Genomic DNA, 19474 nt, shown 5'->3' with positions numbered 1-19474 from the left:
CCGGGGCCCGGGCGCGGCCGCGAGCGCGCGGTCAGGGCGGGGCCCGCAGTTCTTGACCCTGCGGGCCGCGCCTCTACGCAAACTCGACGGGCTTCCGGCCCTTCGGCAGCTCCGTGACCTCGCCCTCGTCGACCACCAGATGCCGCGCCTCCAGGCGGTCGACCATCCGCCGGTCATGGGTGACCACGATGACCGTCCCCTCGGCCTCGGCGATCGCGTCCTGGACCTCTTCGATGAGGTCGACGGACAAGTGGTTGGTCGGCTCGTCGAGAAGCAGGATGTCCGGGGGATCGGCGACCACCAGCGCCAGGGCGACGCGCCGCTGCTGGCCCACCGACAGGTCGCCCACGGGGCGCTTTGCGTCGCGCGCCGTGAGCAGCCCCAGATCCTCGAGGGTGACCTTCGGCGACGGGTTCAGGTCGTAGAGCTGGTTGGGGCTCAGCGTCGGGTCCTCCCAATCCTGCTCCTGCGCGAGCATGGACACCCGGGCCTCCTGCCCGATGCGCATCTCGCCGGCGGTGGGGGAGACCTGGCCGAGCATCACCTTCAGCAGCGTCGACTTGCCCGCGCCGTTGGGCCCGGTGACCACGATGGTGTCGCCCGGACGGATGGTCAGCGACCCGACGTGCAGACGGTCGGGGACGACGACGCCGCGGAGCTTGACGTGGAAATCCTCGTCGCTGCCGGCCGGCGCGCGTTTGGTGGACAGCGGCTTGGTCAGCGGGGCATCGAAGCCCAGCAGCGCCGGCGGCTTGGGCACGCCGTCCTCCTCGAGCTCCTCCAGACGCTGGCGGGCCGAGCGGATGCGGCGGGCGACCTGGCGGTCGGCGCGGCCGCCCGCGTGGTCGTAGCCCATCTTTTCGTTGTCGCGCTTTGCCCGCACGGGCCCGGAGTCCTCGTTGGCGATCTCGATGGTCTGCTCCAGCCGCATCTTCTCGTGCTGCTCGGTGCGCCACTGGTGCTCCCACAGCTGGCGCTCATGGCGGCGGTGCTTGTCGTAGTCGGTGTAGTTGCCGCGGAACATGCCGATGCCCTCGCGGCCCGGCACCAGATCGCCGATGATCGTGCACACCGCGTCGAGGAAATCGCGGTCGTGCGTGGCCACCACAACGACGCCGGGGTGGTTGTTGATCGTGTCTATGACCAACTGGCGGCCGCGGTCGTCGAGGTGGTTGGTCGGTTCGTCGAGAAGCAGGATCTCCGGCTTGCGGATCAGCGTCAGCGCCAGCCCCAGCCGGGCCCTCTGGCCTCCGGAGAGCTCGATGGATTTCTGATCGAGCAGGGGGCCGTCGGGGCCGTCGCCGGACAGGCCGAGATAATCGAGGACGACTTCCGCGTGATGCTCGGCGTTCCAGTCGTCGTGGGCCATCACATCCGAAAACAGCGCGGAGTAGGCCTTCTCGGCGGTTTCCGCAGCCTCGGGGGACTGCGCCGCGGACATGGCCTCGGCGGCGTCCTCGAGGGCCTGCAGGCGGCGTTTCGACGGCCCCAGCGCCTCATCGACGAGCATCCGCGCCGTCGACTCGAACGGCGCCTCCAGCTCCTGCGAACCCAGCACGCGCGTGCCCACGTGCGTCACGGACCCGGACGTCGGTTTCCGCCGGCCCGACAGCAGCCACAGCAGCGTCGATTTTCCCGCGCCGTTGTCGCCCACGAGCCCCAGCACGTCGCCGGCCGAGACGGTCATGTTCACGTCCCGGAGCACGGGCGTGCCCTCGTAGTCGTAGTTGACGGAATTGGCCACCAGCTGGGTGGCGGAGCCGTCGATGAAGGGAAGGGGGGATTCTGCCATGGCGGCGCCTCCTGCGGTACTGAAACGGGTGGGGGAGGGGAGTGGTCGCGGGCGGCCGTCGGGTGGTCGGTGCGCGGTGGTCCGGTTGGGCGGATCGCTTGACGACGGCGGCGTGCGCGACGGGAGGCGTCAGATGTTCATGTGTCCAGCTTACGCGTGTGCGGGCTCACCAAAAACGGTGAACCGGGTCCGCCGGAGAAGGCGCATCGCCGGCGGGGACTACGGGAACCCTCCTTGTGGGGGACCAAGAGCGCCACCTGCCGGGAAAAGGGGAACCGCCCCGCCGGCGAGATTTTCATCTCGCCGCCGGGGCGGTTCGTCGAGCGCAGTTGAGGCGCCGATTATTACTTTTCGAGTTGGCGACGCTCTTCGGCCTGCTGGGCCTCGAGGTCGCGGAACATCTGAGCCTGCTCGTGGTGGTTCTCCGCCTCGATGCGGTTCGCCTCGTCGGCGATGTCCTGCGGGTCGGGGAAGAACCAGCCGCCGCGGCCCGGGGAACCGGCGGCACCGAGCTGATTCATCGTCTTCGGCACGTAGGCGCCCTGGTACTCGAGCGGGATCGGGTGACCGTGCTCGTCCACCGGGCCCAGCGGCTGGTGCACCTCGATGAAGGCGCCCGAGGGCAGCTGGTCGATGATGCCGGTCTCGATGCCGTGCTCCAGGACGGCCTGGTCCGAACGCTGCAGGCCGATGCAGATGCGGTACGTGACGAAGTACGCGATCGGCGGGAGCAGGATCAGACCGATGCGGCCGACCCAGGTCATCGCGTTCAGCGAGATCTGGAAGTGGTAGGCGATCAGGTCGTTGCCGCCCGAGAGGGTCAGCAGGGTGTAGAACACCAGGGCCATGGCGCCGATGCCGGAGCGGACCGGCACGTCGCGCGGACGCTGGAGCAGGTTGTGGTGGCCCTCGTCGCCGGTCATCTTGGCCTCGATGAACGGGTAGGCGAACAGCAGCACGACCAGGAGGCCGAGCAGCAGCGCCACCCAGAACACGGCCGGGATGGTGTAGCCGAAGAGGTACAGCTCCCACGCGGGCATGACTCGCGCGGCGCCGTCGGTCCACAGCATGTAGATGTCGGGCTGCGAGCCGGCGGAGACCTGCGACGGGTTGTACGGGCCCAGGTTCCAGATCGCGTTGATCTGGAAGGCGCCGGCCAGCAGGGCGATGAAGCCGATGTTGATCAGGCCGAAGGTCATCGCCTTGACGGCGAAGACCGGCATGATGCGGACGCCGACCACGTTGTTCTCGGTGCGGCCGGGGCCGGGGAACTGGGTGTGCTTCTGGTACCAGACCAGCGCCAGGTGCGCGGCGATGAGGCCGAGCAGCAGGGCCGGGATGATGAGCACGTGGGCGATGTACAGGCGCGGGATGATGATGTCGCCCGGGAAGTCGCCGTTGAACATCATCCAGTGCATCCAGGTGCCGATGACCGGCAGGCCGATGATGATGGCCGACATGATTCGCAGGCCGACGCCCGAGAGCAGGTCGTCCGGCAGCGAGTAGCCCATGAAGCCCTCGGCGATGGACAGCAGCAGCAGGACGCAGCCGATGACCCAGTTGGCCTCGCGCGGCTTGCGGAACGCACCGGTGAAGAAGATGCGGAACATGTGCGCCATGATCGAGATGGCGAACAGCAGCGCGGCCCAGTGGTGGACCTGGCGGATGAACAGGCCGCCGCGGACCTCGAAGGAGATCTGCAGGGCGGTCTCGTAGGCGCGGGACATCTCGACGCCGTTGAGCGGCGCGTAGGCGCCGTCGTAGATGACCTTCGACATCGACGGATCGAAGAAGAGGGTCAGGTAGACGCCGGAGAGCAACAGCACGATGAAGCTGTACAGCGCGATCTCGCCCAGCATGAAGGACCAGTGCGTGGGGAAGACCTTGTTGATCTGGCGGCGGATGCCGGACGACATGGTGTAACGGTCGTCCATGTTGCGCGCCATCATGGCGACGCGGTTATTGGATTTGCTCATGACTGACGCTCCCAGAAGGCCGGGCCGACGGGCTCAATGAAGTTGCCCTTGGCGTAGAGGAATCCGTCCTCGTCGACATCGATGGGCAGCTCGGGCAGCGCACGGGCGGCCGGGCCGAAGACCGGCTTGCCGTACTGCAGGGCGTCGAACTGCGACTGGTGGCAGGGGCACAGGATGCGGTTGGTCTGGGCCTCGTACAGCGAGGTCGGGCAACCGATGTGCGTGCAGATCTTGGAGTAGGCGAAGTAATCGCCGTAGTGGAAGTCCTCCTGGCCGGCGCGCAGGGTGGCGCGGGCGGCATCCTGCGAACGCAGGCGGATCAGCATCACGGCGTTGCGCGAGCCGTGGATCGAGTGCATGTGGGCCTCGTAGACCTCGGCATCCGGGGAGTACTTCTCACCGTCGTTGACGTCCTCCTCCAGCAGGGGGAAGACGGTCTCCATGGCGCCGGCGGACAGGTCCTCCGGGCGCAGGCGAACCAGGCGGGACACGCCGGTGAAGGAGAAGCCGTGCGGGCCCTCCTCGGCGATGGCGCCGGTGTCGCGGCCGAGGTAAACCTTCTTGCCGCGCTCGACCAGGGTCCAGCCGGTGGTCCACAGGGTGCCGTCGCCGGTGATGTCCATGTCGTGGGTCGGCTTCCACGGGTTCTTGATCATGCCGCCGAGCGGCAGGATCATGCCGATGCCGGCCAGGACGGCGCCGGCGCCGAGCAGACCCTTGATGGCGGAGCGGCGACCGAGGGTCGACGTCTCCCAGGAGTCGTTCAGCAGCGCGACGATGGTCTTCTGGTCCGTCTCGGACGAGGGGCCGTCGTGGCGGCGCTGGACCGAGATCTCCTCGGGCACGAAGCGCTTGGTGTACTTAACGGCGCCGACGCCCAGGGCGATGATGGATCCGCCGATGGTGATGCCGAGCATCGGGGTGTAGAGGGTGTAGATCCACAGACCCTCCTGACCGTGGCCGCGGTACTCCCACGGCCAGAACAGGTACACGGCGATGAACGCCAGTCCCAGCACGACCGCGAGGGCCAGCCAGAAGATCACGCCGGCTGCGGCGCGCTTCTCGGCGGGGTCGCCGTCGATGGGGAAGCGCTCCTTGCGGTACGCGATGGTCACGTCGTCGAGCTCGGTGCCCAGGCGGGCCAGCTCGTCGTTGCTCATCTTCGACAGCTCTTCGGAGCTGTAGTTCTTCTTCACGTTGTCGGTCACTGTCGGGATCCAATCCAGAGTGCGGCCGCCACGAGGGCGACGATGCCGGCAATCCACATGAACAGGCCCTCGGTCACGGGGCCGAGGCCGCCGAGCGGGTAACCGGACGGGCCGGGGGTCTCCGCCGAGTTCTTGATGTAGGCGATCAGGTCCTTCTTCTCGTCAGCGGTGAGCTGGCGATCGGAGAACTTGGGCATGTTCTGGGGGCCGGTGAGCATGGCCTGGTACAGCTCCTGCTCGTTGGCAGGGTCCAGGACCGGGGCGTACTTGCCGCCGGACAGCGCGCCGCCACGACCGGTGAAGTTGTGGCAGGAGGCGCAGTTCAGGCGGAAGAGCTCGGAACCGCGGGCGACGTCGAGGGGATCGATCTCGCCGTTCGGGCCGGCGTTCTTGCCGCGGAGCGACTCCATGGCGATGGAGCCGTCCTCGTCGCGGACGATGCCGGCGCCGCCGCCGTGGGACTGAACGTAGGCGGCGAGGGCGAGGGTCTGCTCCTCGGAGTAGCGCGGGGTCTTGCGGGCGGCCTGGGCCTCGTTGCGGAGCATCGGCATGCGGCCGGAGTGCACCTGGAAGTACACCGCGCCCTCGCCGACGCCGATCAGGGACTTGCCGCGGTCCTTGACGCCCTGGAGGTTGGCGCCGTGGCAGGTGATGCACGCGACGTCGTAGATCTCCTTGCCCTGCTGGATCATCGCCGCTTCGTCCTGCTGGGCGGTGGCGACCTGAGCGTCCGGGGTCAGGGCGTTGGCCAGGAAACCCGCGCCGGTGAGGGCGAGGGCCAGCGCCATGACACCGGAGGCGGTGCGGCGCATCTTGCGGCGGACCTTGGCCTTGCGGCCGGCCGCCGCGGAGGACGTGCGGTCCTCTGCTGCGGGGTTATGGTTTTCCATCGTTTTCCCTTTGTTGTGCGTGGAAAGTGGATGGCTGTAGTAGGCCGCACCGGGGGTGGCGACCGTTACGGCCTACTGGATGAAGTAGATGGTGATGAACAGGCCGATCCACACGACGTCGACGAAGTGCCAGTAGTACGAGACCACGATGGCGGCCGTCGCCTGCGCCGGGGTGAACTTCGACTTGAAGGTTCGGATCAGCACCACGACGAACGCCAGCGCGCCCGCGAGGACGTGCGCGGCGTGGAAGCCGGTGGTGATGAAGAAGACCGAACCGTAGATCGAGTTCTGGATGGTCAGCCCGTGACCGACCAGGGTGAAGTACTCGTAGCCCTGGCCGATCAGGAAGATCGCTCCCAGCAGCGTAGAAAGGGCATACCACCTGCGCAGGGCGAACACGTCGCCCCGCTCGGCCGCGAACACGCCCCACTGGGCGGTGAACGAAGACGACACCAGGATCACGGTGATCACCAGTGCGTACGGGACGTTGAGGTGGCCGGTACCCCACTCCCACGATTCTCCCTGGCCATTCGCGCGCGATACGAAGTACATCGCGAACAGGCCGGCGAAGAACATCAATTCCTGAGACAGGAACACGATCGTGCCGACACTGACCATGTTCGGTCGGTTCAGTGTCGCGGCACGACGTGGTGCTGTCATACCTGTGTTTTCAACTGCGCTCGTCACGTTAGACAGTATGACCTGTTCTTAAGGAAGAGTCACGTTGCAACCCCCGTTTTGGGAAAGTTTTTTGCAAAGTCCCAGGTCGCTGATCGCAGTTCCTGAGAGTTCCACTAATTTTTCCCGACGCGGGGAACTTATCCGGTTGCTTTGCGACGCCCGCCGCGCCTCCCCCTCGCGGGACCTTTCCGGCTCCGTGGTCCGCATCCCCCGAGGGGACCGCGTGCCTGTGCGGATGCTCAGGCGTAGCTGAGCAATGCCGCGAATGAGGCCAATAATAGCGGATGACCGCCCCGTGTTCGATGCCGGGGCCCGGAGGGGTGGGGAGAGTTTTCGGCTGGGCGGAGGGCATTCGGTCGGGCGGGGGACAATCGCCGGCGGCCACCGTCCGCGGGTGGTCGGCGGGGCGGAAGTGGAGAATCGTCGGCGGCGGTGAGCACCCGGCGGCGCGTCCGCGCCGGTTCCGCCGTAATATTCACCGGGCAAGGCACATTGACTGCCGGATGGCCGGCGCCGCGACGATCGGCGAACAGTAAGGAGCGACTGATGACCCAGCAGACCGCACACACGAGCCAGGAAGAATGGCGCCGGGTCCTGGGGCTCATCGGGGCGCGCGAGGAAGTGCCCGCGGACGGGATCCGGTTCGCCATGGACCAGATCATGACGGGCCAGGCCGTCGACGCGACCATCGCCGCCTTCGCGTTCGGCATCTTCGCCAAGGGGATCACCGCCGCCGAGCTCGATGCCGCGGCGACCGGGATGCTCGCCCATGCCTCCGATGCCGGGGTTCCGGATGCCTCGGGCGCGGTCGACATCGTCGGCACCGGCGGCGACGGCGCGCACACTGTCAACATCTCGACCATGTCTTCCGTCGTCGTCGCGGCGGCCGGCGTTCCGGTGCTCAAGCACGGCAACCGCGCCGCGTCGTCGAAGTCGGGCGGCGCCGACATGCTCGAGGCGCTCGGCATCGACATCGCGGACGGCCGCGTGGCTTCCCCGGAGCACCCCGATTTCAACCTTCGTTTCCTCTTCGCGGCGACCCATCACCCGGCCATGCGCTACGCCGGGCCGGTCCGGTCGCAGCTGGGCGTGCCGACGCTGTTCAATCTGCTCGGTCCGCTGACGAACCCCGCCCAGCCCGCCAGCAGCCTCATCGGCTGCGCCTTCGAGGATCAGATGGAGACGATGGCCGGCGCTTTCGCGCGGCGCGGCCAGCGGGTGCTCGTTGTCCGCGGATCGGACGGGTTGGACGAGATCACGGTCACCGGCACGACCCGCGTCTTCGTCGTGGAGGACGGCGAGGTGGCGGAAGACGTCATCGACCCGCGCGATTACGGCATGGAGTACGCCCCGGCCGATTCGCTGCGGGGCGGGGAGCCCGCATACAACGCGGATGTCGCGCGGAGGGTGTGGAACGGCGAGTTGCGCGGGCCCATCCGGGATGCCGTGCTGCTCAATTCCGCGGCCGCGCTCGTCGCCGCGCGCGGGTTGGAGGGCGGGGACCTGAAGTCCGCGATGTCCCGTGCCCTCGACGTCGTGCGCGAAACGCTCGACTCGGGCCGGTGCGCCGACATCGTCGAGGCGGCGATCGGCCGCTGATTCGGCTGCGCCCTCAGCTCTTCCGTGCGGCGAGGGCGGCCAGCGCCCATTCGCGCCACCGGCCCGCGCCCTGCGCGGGGGACGTCCAGGGCGCGTCGGTCGGGCCGATCCGCACCTCGTCGCGGAGCAGCCAATTGTGCACGACCCTCAGTTCATGGTGGTTGGCGCCGAGGTAGGGGCCGTCGCCCGGGATGACGGTTTCCGCGGACTCGCAGAGCAGGGAAGCGACGTGCGCGGCATTCGCGCCGCGCGGCGATCGACCGGCGGCGGCGAGACGGCCGTGGCGGACGACGGCGAGGTTCCACCCGCCGCGCCCGTCGGGGAACGCCGCCTGCAATTGGGGGACCGCCGCGAGCGCGCCGAGCTTCTGCCGCGAGTCGAGGGCGATGATCAGATCCGCCGTGATGTCGCGGAGAAAAGCGGCTCTCCGGTAGCGGCCGGCTTCGGCGGCCGCCGTGACGTCGTCGATGAGTCGCTCGATGAGCGCCGCGCCGCCCTCCCGCATCTCCTCGGCGATGGCGGGGAACGACTCGGAGTCCAACGACAGGGCGTCCTTGGTCGCCTGGGCGGCGTTGCGGGTGCGGAAGGGGCCGATGGCGTCATCGCCGACGGCGGTGCGGGAGACGCGCGGCCCCGCCTTCTTCGTCGGGGCGGTGAGGTACCAGCCCCGGCCGGGTTCCTTGCGCTGCCTGTTGTACGGGGGCCGCGCGGCCGCGAGCATGCGGGCCTCGCGGACCTCGGCTTCCATGCCATGCGCGCATTCGGCGACGTCGACGGATTCGGCGAGCATCACCATCTCCTTCATCCTGCGACGGGGATCGGCGCCGGTGAAGTACTGCAGCAGGCGGCGGCGCAGATCCACCGCGGTGCCTATATATAGGGGCTCGCCGGCGGCGCCGCGGAAAACGTAGACGCCCGGCGAATGGGGAGCATCGGCGATCAGCGCCTTCTTCTCGCGGAGCACGGGGTCGACGTCGGGAGTGAAGTGCTCGAGCTCGCCCACGGTTTCCACGGAATGCCCCGCCAGCCTTTCGATCAGGTGGTGGAGGACATCGACGGTCGCGGCCGCATCGTCGAGCGCGCGGTGGTTCGGGGTGACGTCCGCTCCGACGTATGCGGCGAGGTCGCCGAGCCGGAAGCTGCCGGTTCTTCTCCGGTCGAGCAACCGGCGCGCCAGTTGCAGGGTGTCCACGACCGTCGGCGCCGGCCACCGCAGACCCAGCTGCCCGCAGGACGCGCGGAGGAAACCCATGTCGAATGGTGCGTTGTGGGCGACCCAGACCGCGCCCCGGGCGAACTCGAGGAACCGGGGGAGGACCGTGCCCAATTGCGGAGCGCCCTCGAGGTCGGCGTCCGTGATGCCCGTGAGGTCGGAGATGACGGAGGGCAGGGGCATGCCGGGATCGACCAATTCGCTGAAGCGGCCCTCTTCGATGCCCCCGCGCACGCGCACCGCGCCGATCTCGATGATGTGGTCTTCACCGGCGCGCATGCCGGTGGTCTCCAGGTCGACGACCACGAACGTGGTCTCGCCCAGGCCCAGCTCCTCCGTCGCCCGACCGTCGCCCGCGCCGCCGGCTGCGTCGGCGAAGGAAAGCTGGAGGGGGTCGGGGTCGGTCACCCGGTTGATTGTAGGCGGGCGTCCGGATGGTCCGAATGGTCGGCTGGGCGCATCACCCGAACTGCCGGAGACTCGAACTCCCAACCAGTCGGAGGCCCGATCGGCCGAACAGCCGGAGGTCATGTGACGGATGTGAAAGATGTGCCGCCGCCATCGGGTGAATGCCAAAATGTGACGCGATTCACATAGCTGTACCTTCAGAAGTGTTTCGGCGACCAGGGCAATCTGTGGCGCAACATGGGCAAATGTGTAAAAGTCGCAGGTCTCGGGACGTTATCGGTGCGTGACAGTCTTGGCGTCGAAGGTGCCCCCGTTTCATAACAAGGCAGTAACGGAACGGGGTGCGGGGCGATAACGGGCCGATTTCGAATCGGACTTGGCGCGTTCGCTGGACAAGTTCCGTTCCCGTTTCGTAATCTTGCCGAGACATTGAAGCGGGGCCCCTCCGAGAGGTGCCGCTCATGGCAGGAAACCAAGCCTAATCGGCGCCCGCGAGGGCACCGAACCGGGGACCCACTCCTTTCCGGGGTGAATCCCACCGGCGGAAGCCGGAGGGTAGGGAGAACTTCCTTTGCTCCCGAACCCGACAGCTAACCCGGTCGGCACGAAACTGGAAGAGAATACGGAGTTTTTCAACATGGGTAAGCACCAGCGCCGTTCCAACCTCGCCCGCAACGCCGCCGCCTTCGGCGCGACCGTCGCCGGCATCACCGCCCTGACCGCGCCGACCGCCTCGGCCGCGCCGGTCGCCGTTCCGGGCGTCGGTTCCTTCGACGTTCCGGGCGTGGAGAACATTGCCGGCGCCATCCCGGGCGGCAACTTCCTGGGCGACCGTTCCGGCGGCATCTCCCCGGCGGCGGTTCCGTCCGTCTCCACCGGCCAGAAGATCGTCGACGCCGCGCGCTCGCAGATCGGCACCCCGTACGTGTGGGGCGGCACCCAGCCGGGCGGCTTCGACTGCTCGGGCCTGACCTCCTGGTCCTACCAGCAGGTCGGCAAGTCCATCCCGCGCACCTCCCAGGCCCAGGCCCAGGGCGGCCAGTCGGTCGGCATGGGCGGCAAGCAGCTCGGCGACATCATCGTCTTCTACCCGGGCGCCACCCACGTGGGCATCTTCTCCGGCGGCAACAACGTCATCCACGCGCCGCAGGAGGGCCAGACCGTTCACGAGGCCAGCATCGACTACATGCCGGTCCACTCCGTCGTCCGCTACTAAAGCGACGCTCGACTCCTGCCATCGAGGGCGGGGCCGCGGGATTCTTCCCGGGCCCCGCCCGATGGCGTTTCCGGGGGTCCCCGCCATTCACTCCAGTCACGGGCCACCTCGGTTTTTCGCGCGGCGTGCAGAAATGTCGCGCCAATCACGCCCGAGTTATTCGACCGTGATGTAAACGGTTGTTAAAGTTCACCGCAGATCGCCCGCCCGACCAGGGCATGATTACGATGCCGGCGGATCCGTACCCCGCGTTTCCGTGCCCCGCGTACCCGAACCGCGCCGCGGACCGCAGGCATCCCGTTTTCGAAAGGCTTTCCCGCACAGTGCAGCACCGCAGGACCAACTTCCGCAGCCTGGTGGCATCCACCGCAGTGGCCGCGACCTTCGCGGCTTCGGCATCCCTCGTTCCGACCGCCGCCGCGCAGGAATTGACGGCCGACGGCATCATCGCCGATCTGGAGACGCTGGCGCGCGACGCCGAAAAGAACTCCCAGGACGTTCTGCGCCTCGACGGCGACGTCGTCAAGCAGGAGGAAGTGGTCCGGAAGCTGCAGGGCGACGTCGAGACCGCGACCCGGATCGCCGAGGCGTCGCGCGGCGCAATGGACCAGCACCGAGGCGACATCTCCGACTTCGCCCGCCAGCGCATGCGCGGTGACGTCGTTGACCCGATCACGGCGGTCATCGGCTCGGTCGACGCGCAGGACGCCCTCGACCGGTCGTCGTACGTCAACCGTTTCGCGCGGGAGAAGGAGGGGACGCTGGCGGAGGTCGCCAAGCGGCAGCGCGAGGCGGCAGACGGTTTCGCCCGCGCGGCGGCCGCCCGGGCCGCGGCCCGCGTGCAGCTCGGCTCCCTCGAGCATCAGCGCGGTGAGCTGGAGAAGAAGTCCGCCGAACTCGAAAAGCGCACCCGCGAGGTCCGCGACCGCGTCGACTCGCTGTCGCCGGAGGAGCTCGCGGCGTGGCGCGCGAAGGACAACCCGATCACGGAGGGGCTCGCCGCGCTGCTCGGCTCCTCGGCGGCCGTCGACATGGCGATGACCAAGGTCGGCTCCCCGTACTCCTGGGGCGCGGCCGGCCCGGACTCGTTCGACTGCTCGGGCCTGATGTACTGGGCGTACCAGCAGCTGGGCAAGGAAATCCCGCGCACCTCGCAGGCGCAGCTGGCCGGCGGCACTCCCGTCGACCGCGCGGACCTGCGGCCGGGCGACCTCATCGGCTTCTACGAGGGCATCACCCACGTGGGCATGTACGTGGGCAACGGCATGATCATCCACGCGTCGACCTACGGCGTGCCCGTCCAGGTCGTGCCGATCGAGCAGGGCGGCCCCTACATGGGCGCCGTCCGGTACTGATCGGCGTGCGCGGGCCGGTGGGCGCCCGATGACGGCTCCGGGGCGGGGGAGCGCGTCGCCGCTCGGCGGCGACGGGGCTGACGGCGTTTCCGCGGACGGCGGCCCGCTTTGCGACGGCCCGCGTGGCGCGCATCCGCGCGTCCTCCTGATCACCAACGACTTCCCGCCCCGCCAGGGCGGCATCGAGTCGTATCTGCGCGACTTCTGCGGGACGCTCGACCCGGGTTCGCTGACCGTGCTGGCGTCCACGCGCGTGTCGGCCGCGGAGACCCGGGCGCATGACGCGGCGCTGCCGTACCGGGTCCACCGATTGCGGGACCGGGTGCTGCTCCCGTTGCCGCACGTGGCGCGGGCGGCGGCGCGGATCATCGCGGAGGAGGGCATCGACGTCGTCTGGTTCGGCGCCGCGGCTCCGATGGGCCTTGTGGCGGGCGCGTGCCGCAGGGCCGGCGCGAAGCGGATCATCTCCACCACCCACGGCCACGAAGTCGGCTGGTCCATGCTGCCGGTCTCGCGCCGCGCGCTGCGGATCATCGGAGACGGCTCCGACGTGGTCACCTACATCTCCCGGTACACCCGCAACCGCTTCGCGGCGGCGTTCGGCCCGCGCACGGCGTTCGAGCGCCTGCCCTCCGGGGTCGACGTCGAGCGTTTCCGGCCCGACCCGGAAGCCGGCGCCCGCATCCGCGCGCGCCACGGCATCGCCGCAGATCAGCCGCTGATCGTCTGCATCTCCCGCCTGGTGTCCCGCAAGGGCCAGGACTCCCTCATCGCGTCGCTGCCCGCGGTTCTCGAGGACCTGCCCGATGCCCGCCTGATGATCGTCGGTTCCGGGCCGTACGAGGGCCGCTTGCGCGCGCTGGCCGACGCGGCCGGGGTGGCGGACCACGTCATCTTCACCGGTGCCGTCCCCTACGGGGAGCTGCCGGACCATTACAACGCCGCCACGGTCTTCGCCATGCCCGCGCGCACCCGCGGCGGCGGACTCGACGTGGAAGGCCTGGGCATCGTCTATCTCGAGGCGCAGGCCTGCGGCGTGCCGGTCATCGCGGGCGACTCCGGGGGCGCCCCGGAAACCGTCGTCGACGGCGTCACGGGCGTCGTCGTGGACGGCCGCGACCGCGATGCGCTGGCGGCCGCCGTCACCGGCATCTGCTCCGACGCCGAACGCGCCCGACGGATGGGGGAGGAGGGGCGCCGACACGTCGTGAAGCACTGGACCTGGGAGGTCATGGGCGCCCGGCTGCGCCGTATCCTCGCAGGCGGCGCGGCCCGCGGGTAACCTCTTAGGGCATGAGCGACCGAACGCAGGGACAGATCCTGATCAACGCCCCTCGGGAGCGGATCCTCGACGTCGTCGGAGACGTGACGGCGTACCCGGAGTGGGCCACCGGCACCACGGCCGCCGTGGTCACGGAAGAGGGCGACCGCCCGCTGCGGCCCAAGCGCGCCAAGTTCACGCTGGAGACCGTGCTCAGGGACGTGTACGAGCTCGCCTACGAATGGACCGAAGACGGTGTGAGCTGGTCGCTGCTGTCCTCGCAGCTGCAGAAGTCGCAGTCCGGCAGCTACTCGCTGACCGATGCCGGCGATGGGGCGACGAAGGTGCGCTACGAGCTGGAGATCGTCACCGCCGTGCCGATGCTGGGCTTGCTGCGCCGCAAGGCCGAGCACCGCATCGTGGACACGGCGCTGAAGTCGCTGAAGCGCCGCGTCGAGGGCCTGTCTGAGTGACGGCCGACCACGACGGGCGCGGCGCCGGCGAGGCCGGGGCGCCGCGGGAAACCGAATCGCAGCAGGCGGCCGAGTCCCCGCGAGAGCCCGGGCCACGGCAAACCGAGTCGCGGCAAACCGGACCACGGCAAACCGGGCCGCAGCGGAAACCCGGGCCATCGTCCTCCCTGCGCCACCCCGTGTACCTGGTGCCGGGCGCTTTCGGGGATCGCACGGCGGAGGGCTTCCTGCCGCCCGACCTCAGGTGGGCGGAGGTCGGCCCGGATCCCATCGCCGACGCCGTCGGGCTGCTGCGGGGCCTGGATGCCGACGCCTCGGCGCTTGACGCATTGACCGGTTTCGCCGGGCTGGAGCGTCTTCTGGTGTGGGCCAAGGCCCAGGCCATGGCGGCGGAGGGCCCGGTGGGCGTGCGCATCGGCCTGACTCCGGACCGGCAGTTGTCCTGGTTGCGCAGGGTCCAGGGGCCCGCGCAACTGTCTGATCTGCTCGACCTGATCAGCCCCCGCGTCGATCGCCACCGCGCGATGCCCGACGTCTTCGGCGACCGCGCCCGGCGAGCGAGGCTTCTCGAGGCCCTGTGGTCCTGGGGACGCGCGTGGCAGCGCGCCGTCGACGCCGGGAGCCTGCATCTGCGCGGCGACGGCCCGCCCGACCCGCGCGTGGCGGGCGTGGCGGCGTGGGCCGGCGTCGTCGTCGACGGGGTTCCCGACGGTTCGCCGAAGCCCCGCCTGACCCTCGCCGACCTCGGCGTCGGAGGCGACGGTGCCCGGCTGTTCCGCATGCGCGTCCACGCCCCGCTGCACCTCGCGTTGCCGGAGTCGTCCGGGGCGGATGAGGCCGCGGCTGCCGGCGCCGGGTCGGCCGAAGAGGTGACGGAGGGCCGTCGTCAAGCTTTTTCGCTTGACGACGGCATTGATCCGGCGGATATCCCCGGATCCACCGTGGGCGTGGACGTGTCGGATGGCGGTGTGGTGGTGCAGGTCGCCGGGTTCTCCAGGAGGTTCGCGGCACCCGCGGTCCTGGGCGCCTGCGAAATGGAGAAGGTGCGCGTCGCGCCGCCCGATACGTGGGCGGACGGCTGGGGGGATATTCTTGTTTGGTTCCGCGCGGACCCAGCGCGACTTCCGTGACCCCGACCGGGCCGCAACCCCGAATCCGGCCCCGGCCATCTTCGGCCATCACCCATGAGGAGCCACCCGTGACGATGCCCCCCGAAACCGCGACAGCGGGGCCGACCATCAGCTTCGACATCGGCGGCACCAACCTCCGGGCCGCCGTGGTGTCGGCGGAGGGGCACGTCATCGACCGCATGCGGCGGTCGTCGGACGGCACGGCGGAGGACCTCGAGGACGGCATCGTCGCCATGACGGGAGAACTGCTCCGCGACCACCCCGATGCGGTGGCCGTGGGCCTGGCCGTGGCCGGGTTCCTGGATTCCGCCCGCCGCGTCGTGCGTTTCGCGCCGCACCTGCCCTGGCGCGACGCCGACGTCGCCGCGCGGCTGGGGGAGCGGCTGCCGCTGCCGGTGACCCTGGAACACGACGCCAACTCCGCCGCCTGGGGCGAATACCGCTTCGGCGCCGCCCGCGGGGCCGACGACTGGGTGCTGTTCGCCCTGGGCACCGGCATCGGCGGCGCGATGATGAGCGGCGGCCGCATCTACCGCGGAGCCCACGGCACCGCCCCGGAATTCGGCCACCTCACCGTGGTGCCGGGCGGTCGCCCGTGCTCCTGCGGCAAGCGCGGGTGCCTGGAGCGCTACTGCTCCGGCACGGCCCTGGCCGCCACCGCGCGCGAGCTGGCCACCACCGGCCGGTTCGGCGGACCGCTGGCGCAGGCGTGCATCGACGGCACCGCCACCGGCTCCGACGTCATGCTCGCCGCGCAGGGCGGCGACCCGCTGGCCGTCGCCGCGGTGGGGGACTTCGCCGATTGGCTCGGACGGGCCCTGGCGCTGGTGGCCGACGTCTTCGACCCGGAGCTCATCGTCATCGGCGGCGGCGTCGCGCAGGCGGCCGACCAGTACCTGGAACGCGCCCGCGCCGTCTTCGCCACCGAGATCACCGGAGCCGGCCACCGCCCGACCGCGCGCATCGAAGTCGCCCGGCTGGGGGCGGACGCCGGCATGATCGGCGCGGCCGACCTCGCGCGCGCCGAAGCTGAGGGTAAGGTTAGCGACCGTGAATAACCCCTGGTACAAGTTCTTCAACTAGAGCACAAAAACCGCCCTGACCAGCACCACTGCCACTACTGGACGACCCGCAAACCCGGCAAATCCCGCACAAATCCCGCAAGAACATTCGCCGCCGCCTCCACCACATGCCCCTCCCGCGACGGCCACCAGTGAGCGTAAATGTCCAACGTCACCATCGCGCTGCTATGCCCCAGCCGATGCTGCACCGCCTTCACATCCACCCCGGCGGCAATCAGCGACGTCGCATGCAGGTGCCGCAGCGAATGCGGCGTGATCGAATCCGGCAGCCCCAGCGCCTCTCGCGCCGCCCGGAACCGCTGCTCGATCCATTGCAGCGTCATCCGCCGCCCATCCGAGCGCATCATCACGAAGCCCTCCTTCGTCGGGTACTCCGCCGCCCGCTTCCGCATCTCCCGGATCACCTCCGCCGGCACACCGATCGTCCTCGGCGCCGCATCCGACTTCGTGCCCCTCAGGTACACCGTCCCCCGCGCGACGTCGATATCCTCCAGGCGGATATCCAGCAGCTCCGACGGCCGCGGGCCGATTGCCGCCCCTGCCCGCACCAGGTACCCCATCTCCGGCACCGCGCGCATCGACGTCCACGGGGCCAACTCCCCGCGCCCGGCAGCCTCGCGCTCCGCCTTCGTCATCCGCCGCCGCCCGGACTCGAAAACGTCGATCATGGCGTTGGCCATGTCGGCGGTGAGCACCTCATCCGGCGCGACCTTGCGGATCACCTTCCTCGACTTCAGCACATCGGCAGGGCTTTTCCGGATCCGCTCATCGACCACCGCCGCGGTGAGCATCGCCTTCATCTCGCGGACGTACCCGCCGACCGTGCCGTCCGACAGGGGCTTACCGCCCTTCCATGGCCTGCCGGTGCGCAGCTGCTTCTCCCACTGCCGCATGTGCCGCGGCGTGAGCTTGCCGACCTCGATGCCCCCGAAGTCGCCCAAGTTGCGGCTGAACGTGATCCTCCCCGCAATCGTGTTGGGCACGTCAGACCGATCGATCCAGTCCTCCGCCAGCTCCAGGAGCGTGATCGTCCCGTCTGCGGGGTCGATCCACTCGCCACGCCGAAGCTCCCGCCGCGTCTCCTCGAGGAACGCCACCGCGTCCCGCTTGTAGTGGAAGGTTCGTGATCGGTGCCTGCCGGCGGTGTCCCGGTACCGGGCCTCCCACCGGGCCTCGCCGGACTTGAGAATGATCTTGCGGGGATTCGCTGCACTCACGGTAAGCTCTCCTTGCTGCCCCTACGAAGGGGGCGGTTGCCTCCGGCCCTGCCGCTCATGCTGTCCAAGGCGTGCGGCAGGGCCGGATTTTCTTTTACTGCCCGGGCTGCTTTCCGAACGGCGGCTGCAGCTTCCCACGGACGTTGAAGTACCAAATGAAGAACGCTGCCTCGGCGACGAGGAAGACCACGCCGATGCCGGCGAAGGTCAGCAGCAGCGCGGCGACGTTGAACAGCACCAGGACCGTGATGAACAGCGCCATCGAGCCGCGGCCGCTTTGCGTCAGCGGCGCCGGATCGACGCCGAAGTGCTCGCACACGCGGTGTGCCTGGCCGACGGTGAGGTAATCCATGCGCGGCGCGCGGGCGGCAGGGAAGTGCTTGCCGATCGACCCGCGAACGTAGCCGCGCTGAAACGGCGTCGCCCTTGGCGTGCCGTCCGGTGCCAGCAGCTCGAACCATGGCGGGGCCATTGGCGCGGGCGGCAGTGCGGAAGGGGGCGCGCCGTACGGATTCGGTGCGGGCTCCGGGGCGGCATCCCGCCGGGCCTCGATCGCATCGAGCTGCGCGATAGCCTCCGCCCGATCTAGGGCGAGCGATTTCTCGATGTCCGGATCGATGCCCGCCTTCGCCCGCGCCTGGGCAATCACCTCGTTGGGCGAAGGCAGATCGAGTCGAACGGAGGCATAGAAGTCTTCCCAGTCCCGGCAGGTCCACACGCGGGCGTCGACCTCGATGGTTTCTCCGAAGATTTCTTCGATGTAGGACATGGCTTCGATCCATGGCGCAACTTCGGCTGCGGGTATTTCACCGAACTTCCCGAGGTCATGCTCTGCTTCGACGGTGCCAACGAATTCGGTGAGGCGGACGGTGGTGGTGAACGACGTGCCGGGGGCGTGTCCGCCCTCTTCGGCTAGCTGGCGGATTTCATCGAATGCCCATGATTCGCCGTCGAGGTCCTGGGAGAAGGTGCCGGGGCCGGTGATTTTCATGCTGGGGTCCTTTCGTGGAGGGATTGCCACACCTGGAGGGTGTGGAGGGTGACGCCGAGCTCGCGGGCGAGTGCCCCAGGGTGGGGGCCGTAGAGCGCTTCCGCCGCGGCGTAGGCGTCGGGGGAGATCAGCCACCGCGCCGCGGTGATATCCGCCGCCCGCTCCATCCGGGCGTCCGCCCAGCCGATGCCCGTGGGCTCGTCGCCGGCCATCGCGTGGGCGAGTTCATGCGCCAGGGTGCATCGGTAGCGGGTGGGGCCGAGGTCGCAGCGGATGCTGATCGTGCGGGTCTGGTGGATGTACCGGCCTTTCGGGCCCGCGGCGTGCGATTCGACGCGGGCACCGATGGCGGCTGCTAGGTCGTGTAGGTCATCAATCGTCAAACTCGATGTCCTCCTCGGGGTTGTCCGGGCTGCTGTCAGCCACGTACGGGAGGTCATCGTCGGACACCGCCCGGATCGCGGGGGTGTCGTCAGGGCGTTGCGGCAGGTCGAGGACGGCCGCGTCGGGGTTGATCTGGTCATCTCCCATGCCGAAGAGGTACGTCGCTTCCGGGTCGGAGCGGCGGAGGATCGCGTCGAGCAACTGCTGATTCGTCGCCTTATCAAGGGCGTGGGGGATGCCCGCTCCTTCGACCTCCCAGGGGCGGAGGTACCCGGTCTCGATGAGCCCCTGGGCGGGAAGTCGGTCGTAGGCGCGGCACAGGGCAATGACCATCTCGGGGGAGAGGGTGTCGCGGCTGAGCTGCCTGGAAAGGGTGCTCTCCGATTTGCCCGCTTTTGCTGATGCTTCGCGGCGGGTGTCGTCGCCGATGAGTTCTTGAATCCATGCGTGGAAGTCCATGCCACGAACGGTACTTGATGAATGTATTCAACCGCAATAGACGCAGCGCAATCGGGCTAGCGGGGGTGGCGCGAGGGGGTGGCCTGGAATCACAGGCTTGCGATGCGTATCCGATGGGCGCAAACTGTATTCCAGCACC

17 protein-coding genes and 1 riboswitch are annotated in these 19474 nt (G+C 69.1%); of the genes, 7 read left to right on the top strand and 10 right to left on the bottom strand.

Going from position 1 to position 19474, the window contains the following annotated elements:
• Positions 1-73: 73 nt before the first annotated feature.
• The 5 genes from CHAN_RS08860 to ctaE form a co-directional block, all read right to left on the bottom strand.
• Positions 74-1792 carry an ABC-F family ATP-binding cassette domain-containing protein gene (locus tag CHAN_RS08860; protein ID WP_290288860.1) on the bottom strand — a complete coding sequence of 573 codons (1719 nt, stop codon included), beginning with the start codon at positions 1790-1792 and terminating at the stop codon, positions 74-76.
• Positions 1793-2136: 344 nt separating this feature from the next.
• Positions 2137-3768, bottom strand: a complete 1632-nt coding sequence (gene qcrB / locus CHAN_RS08855; RefSeq protein WP_048742214.1) for a cytochrome bc1 complex cytochrome b subunit — start codon at positions 3766-3768, stop codon at positions 2137-2139.
• Positions 3765-4976 carry a cytochrome bc1 complex Rieske iron-sulfur subunit gene (gene qcrA / locus CHAN_RS08850; protein ID WP_048742211.1) on the bottom strand — a complete coding sequence of 404 codons (1212 nt, stop codon included), beginning with the start codon at positions 4974-4976 and terminating at the stop codon, positions 3765-3767. Before qcrA ends, qcrB begins: the two co-directional genes overlap by 4 nt.
• On the bottom strand, positions 4973-5866 hold the full coding sequence (gene qcrC / locus CHAN_RS08845; protein ID WP_048742209.1) for a cytochrome bc1 complex diheme cytochrome c subunit: 894 nt from the start codon (positions 5864-5866) through the stop codon (positions 4973-4975). Before qcrC ends, qcrA begins: the two co-directional genes overlap by 4 nt.
• 72 nt (positions 5867-5938) lie before the next feature.
• Entirely contained in the window at positions 5939-6553 is a 615-nt protein-coding gene (ctaE, locus tag CHAN_RS08840; protein ID WP_153251522.1) for an aa3-type cytochrome oxidase subunit III, read from the bottom strand.
• 540 nt (positions 6554-7093) lie between these two features.
• Between ctaE and trpD the strand changes: the two genes are divergently transcribed.
• Complete coding sequence (gene trpD / locus CHAN_RS08835) at positions 7094-8146, top strand: anthranilate phosphoribosyltransferase (protein WP_353959809.1); 1053 nt, start codon at positions 7094-7096, stop codon at positions 8144-8146.
• A gap of 13 nt (positions 8147-8159) precedes the next feature.
• On the opposite strand, the gene CHAN_RS08830 is transcribed toward trpD, so the two are convergent.
• Entirely contained in the window at positions 8160-9767 is a 1608-nt protein-coding gene (locus CHAN_RS08830) for a DEDD exonuclease domain-containing protein (RefSeq protein ID WP_290288849.1), read from the bottom strand.
• A gap of 465 nt (positions 9768-10232) precedes the next feature.
• Positions 10233-10388: riboswitch (cyclic di-AMP (ydaO/yuaA leader) on the top strand.
• Positions 10389-10404: 16 nt separating this feature from the next.
• Between CHAN_RS08830 and CHAN_RS08825 the strand changes: the two genes are divergently transcribed.
• The 6 genes from CHAN_RS08825 (at position 10405) to CHAN_RS08800 (ending at position 16260) form a co-directional block, all read left to right on the top strand.
• Complete coding sequence (locus CHAN_RS08825) at positions 10405-10983, top strand: NlpC/P60 family protein (protein WP_048742202.1); 579 nt, start codon at positions 10405-10407, stop codon at positions 10981-10983.
• 323 nt (positions 10984-11306) lie between these two features.
• A complete protein-coding gene (locus tag CHAN_RS08820; protein ID WP_290288839.1) occupies positions 11307-12338 on the top strand; it encodes an NlpC/P60 family protein in 1032 nt (343 codons plus the stop codon).
• 28 nt (positions 12339-12366) lie between these two features.
• Positions 12367-13620, top strand: coding sequence for a glycosyltransferase family 4 protein (locus CHAN_RS08815; RefSeq protein ID WP_290288837.1), 1254 nt, complete (start codon positions 12367-12369; stop codon positions 13618-13620).
• An 11-nt stretch (positions 13621-13631) separates the two neighbouring features.
• The gene (locus CHAN_RS08810) at positions 13632-14072 is read left to right on the top strand and encodes an SRPBCC family protein (RefSeq protein WP_290288835.1); all 441 of its coding nucleotides are present in this window, start codon (positions 13632-13634) and stop codon (positions 14070-14072) included.
• Positions 14073-14260: 188 nt separating this feature from the next.
• Positions 14261-15202, top strand: a complete 942-nt coding sequence (locus tag CHAN_RS08805) for a hypothetical protein (protein ID WP_290288833.1) — start codon at positions 14261-14263, stop codon at positions 15200-15202.
• Between the two features lie 74 nt (positions 15203-15276).
• The gene (locus CHAN_RS08800; protein WP_048742191.1) at positions 15277-16260 is read left to right on the top strand and encodes an ROK family protein; all 984 of its coding nucleotides are present in this window, start codon (positions 15277-15279) and stop codon (positions 16258-16260) included.
• Between the two features lie 59 nt (positions 16261-16319).
• Here CHAN_RS08800 and CHAN_RS08795 read toward each other — a convergent pair whose 3' ends face one another.
• The 4 genes from CHAN_RS08795 to CHAN_RS08780 form a co-directional block, all read right to left on the bottom strand.
• The gene (locus CHAN_RS08795; RefSeq protein WP_290288832.1) at positions 16320-17501 is read right to left on the bottom strand and encodes a tyrosine-type recombinase/integrase; all 1182 of its coding nucleotides are present in this window, start codon (positions 17499-17501) and stop codon (positions 16320-16322) included.
• A gap of 94 nt (positions 17502-17595) precedes the next feature.
• Positions 17596-18492, bottom strand: coding sequence for a hypothetical protein (locus tag CHAN_RS08790; protein WP_290288830.1), 897 nt, complete (start codon positions 18490-18492; stop codon positions 17596-17598).
• A complete protein-coding gene (locus tag CHAN_RS08785; protein WP_290288828.1) occupies positions 18489-18875 on the bottom strand; it encodes an ImmA/IrrE family metallo-endopeptidase in 387 nt (128 codons plus the stop codon). The genes CHAN_RS08790 and CHAN_RS08785 overlap by 4 nt, the downstream gene beginning before the upstream one ends.
• Complete coding sequence (locus tag CHAN_RS08780) at positions 18865-19335, bottom strand: hypothetical protein (RefSeq protein WP_290288826.1); 471 nt, start codon at positions 19333-19335, stop codon at positions 18865-18867. The genes CHAN_RS08785 and CHAN_RS08780 overlap by 11 nt, the downstream gene beginning before the upstream one ends.
• Between the last annotated feature and the right edge of the window lie 139 nt (positions 19336-19474).

This window comes from Corynebacterium hansenii (assembly GCF_030408795.1).
Lineage (GTDB): Bacteria > Actinomycetota > Actinomycetes > Mycobacteriales > Mycobacteriaceae > Corynebacterium > Corynebacterium hansenii.
The sequence above is the reverse complement of the archived record's forward strand: the minus strand, read 5'-3'. Positions and strand labels throughout refer to the sequence as shown.

Excerpts from the sequence above, each read along its gene's own strand:
- CHAN_RS08815 (WP_290288837.1), top strand. The coding sequence starts at position 12,367 with ATGACGGCTCCGGGGCGGGGGAGCGCGTCGCCGCTCGGCGGCGACGGG.
- CHAN_RS08825 (WP_048742202.1), top strand. The coding sequence starts at position 10,405 with ATGGGTAAGCACCAGCGCCGTTCCAACCTCGCCCGCAACGCCGCCGCC.
- qcrB (WP_048742214.1), bottom strand. The coding sequence starts at position 3,768 with ATGAGCAAATCCAATAACCGCGTCGCCATGATGGCGCGCAACATGGAC.
- CHAN_RS08790 (WP_290288830.1), bottom strand. The coding sequence starts at position 18,492 with ATGAAAATCACCGGCCCCGGCACCTTCTCCCAGGACCTCGACGGCGAA.
- CHAN_RS08810 (WP_290288835.1), top strand. The coding sequence starts at position 13,632 with ATGAGCGACCGAACGCAGGGACAGATCCTGATCAACGCCCCTCGGGAG.
- CHAN_RS08860 (WP_290288860.1), bottom strand. The coding sequence starts at position 1,792 with ATGGCAGAATCCCCCCTTCCCTTCATCGACGGCTCCGCCACCCAGCTG.
- qcrC (WP_048742209.1), bottom strand. The coding sequence starts at position 5,866 with ATGGAAAACCATAACCCCGCAGCAGAGGACCGCACGTCCTCCGCGGCG.
- trpD (WP_353959809.1), top strand. The coding sequence starts at position 7,094 with ATGACCCAGCAGACCGCACACACGAGCCAGGAAGAATGGCGCCGGGTC.
- CHAN_RS08800 (WP_048742191.1), top strand. The coding sequence starts at position 15,277 with ATGCCCCCCGAAACCGCGACAGCGGGGCCGACCATCAGCTTCGACATC.
- CHAN_RS08780 (WP_290288826.1), bottom strand. The coding sequence starts at position 19,335 with ATGGACTTCCACGCATGGATTCAAGAACTCATCGGCGACGACACCCGC.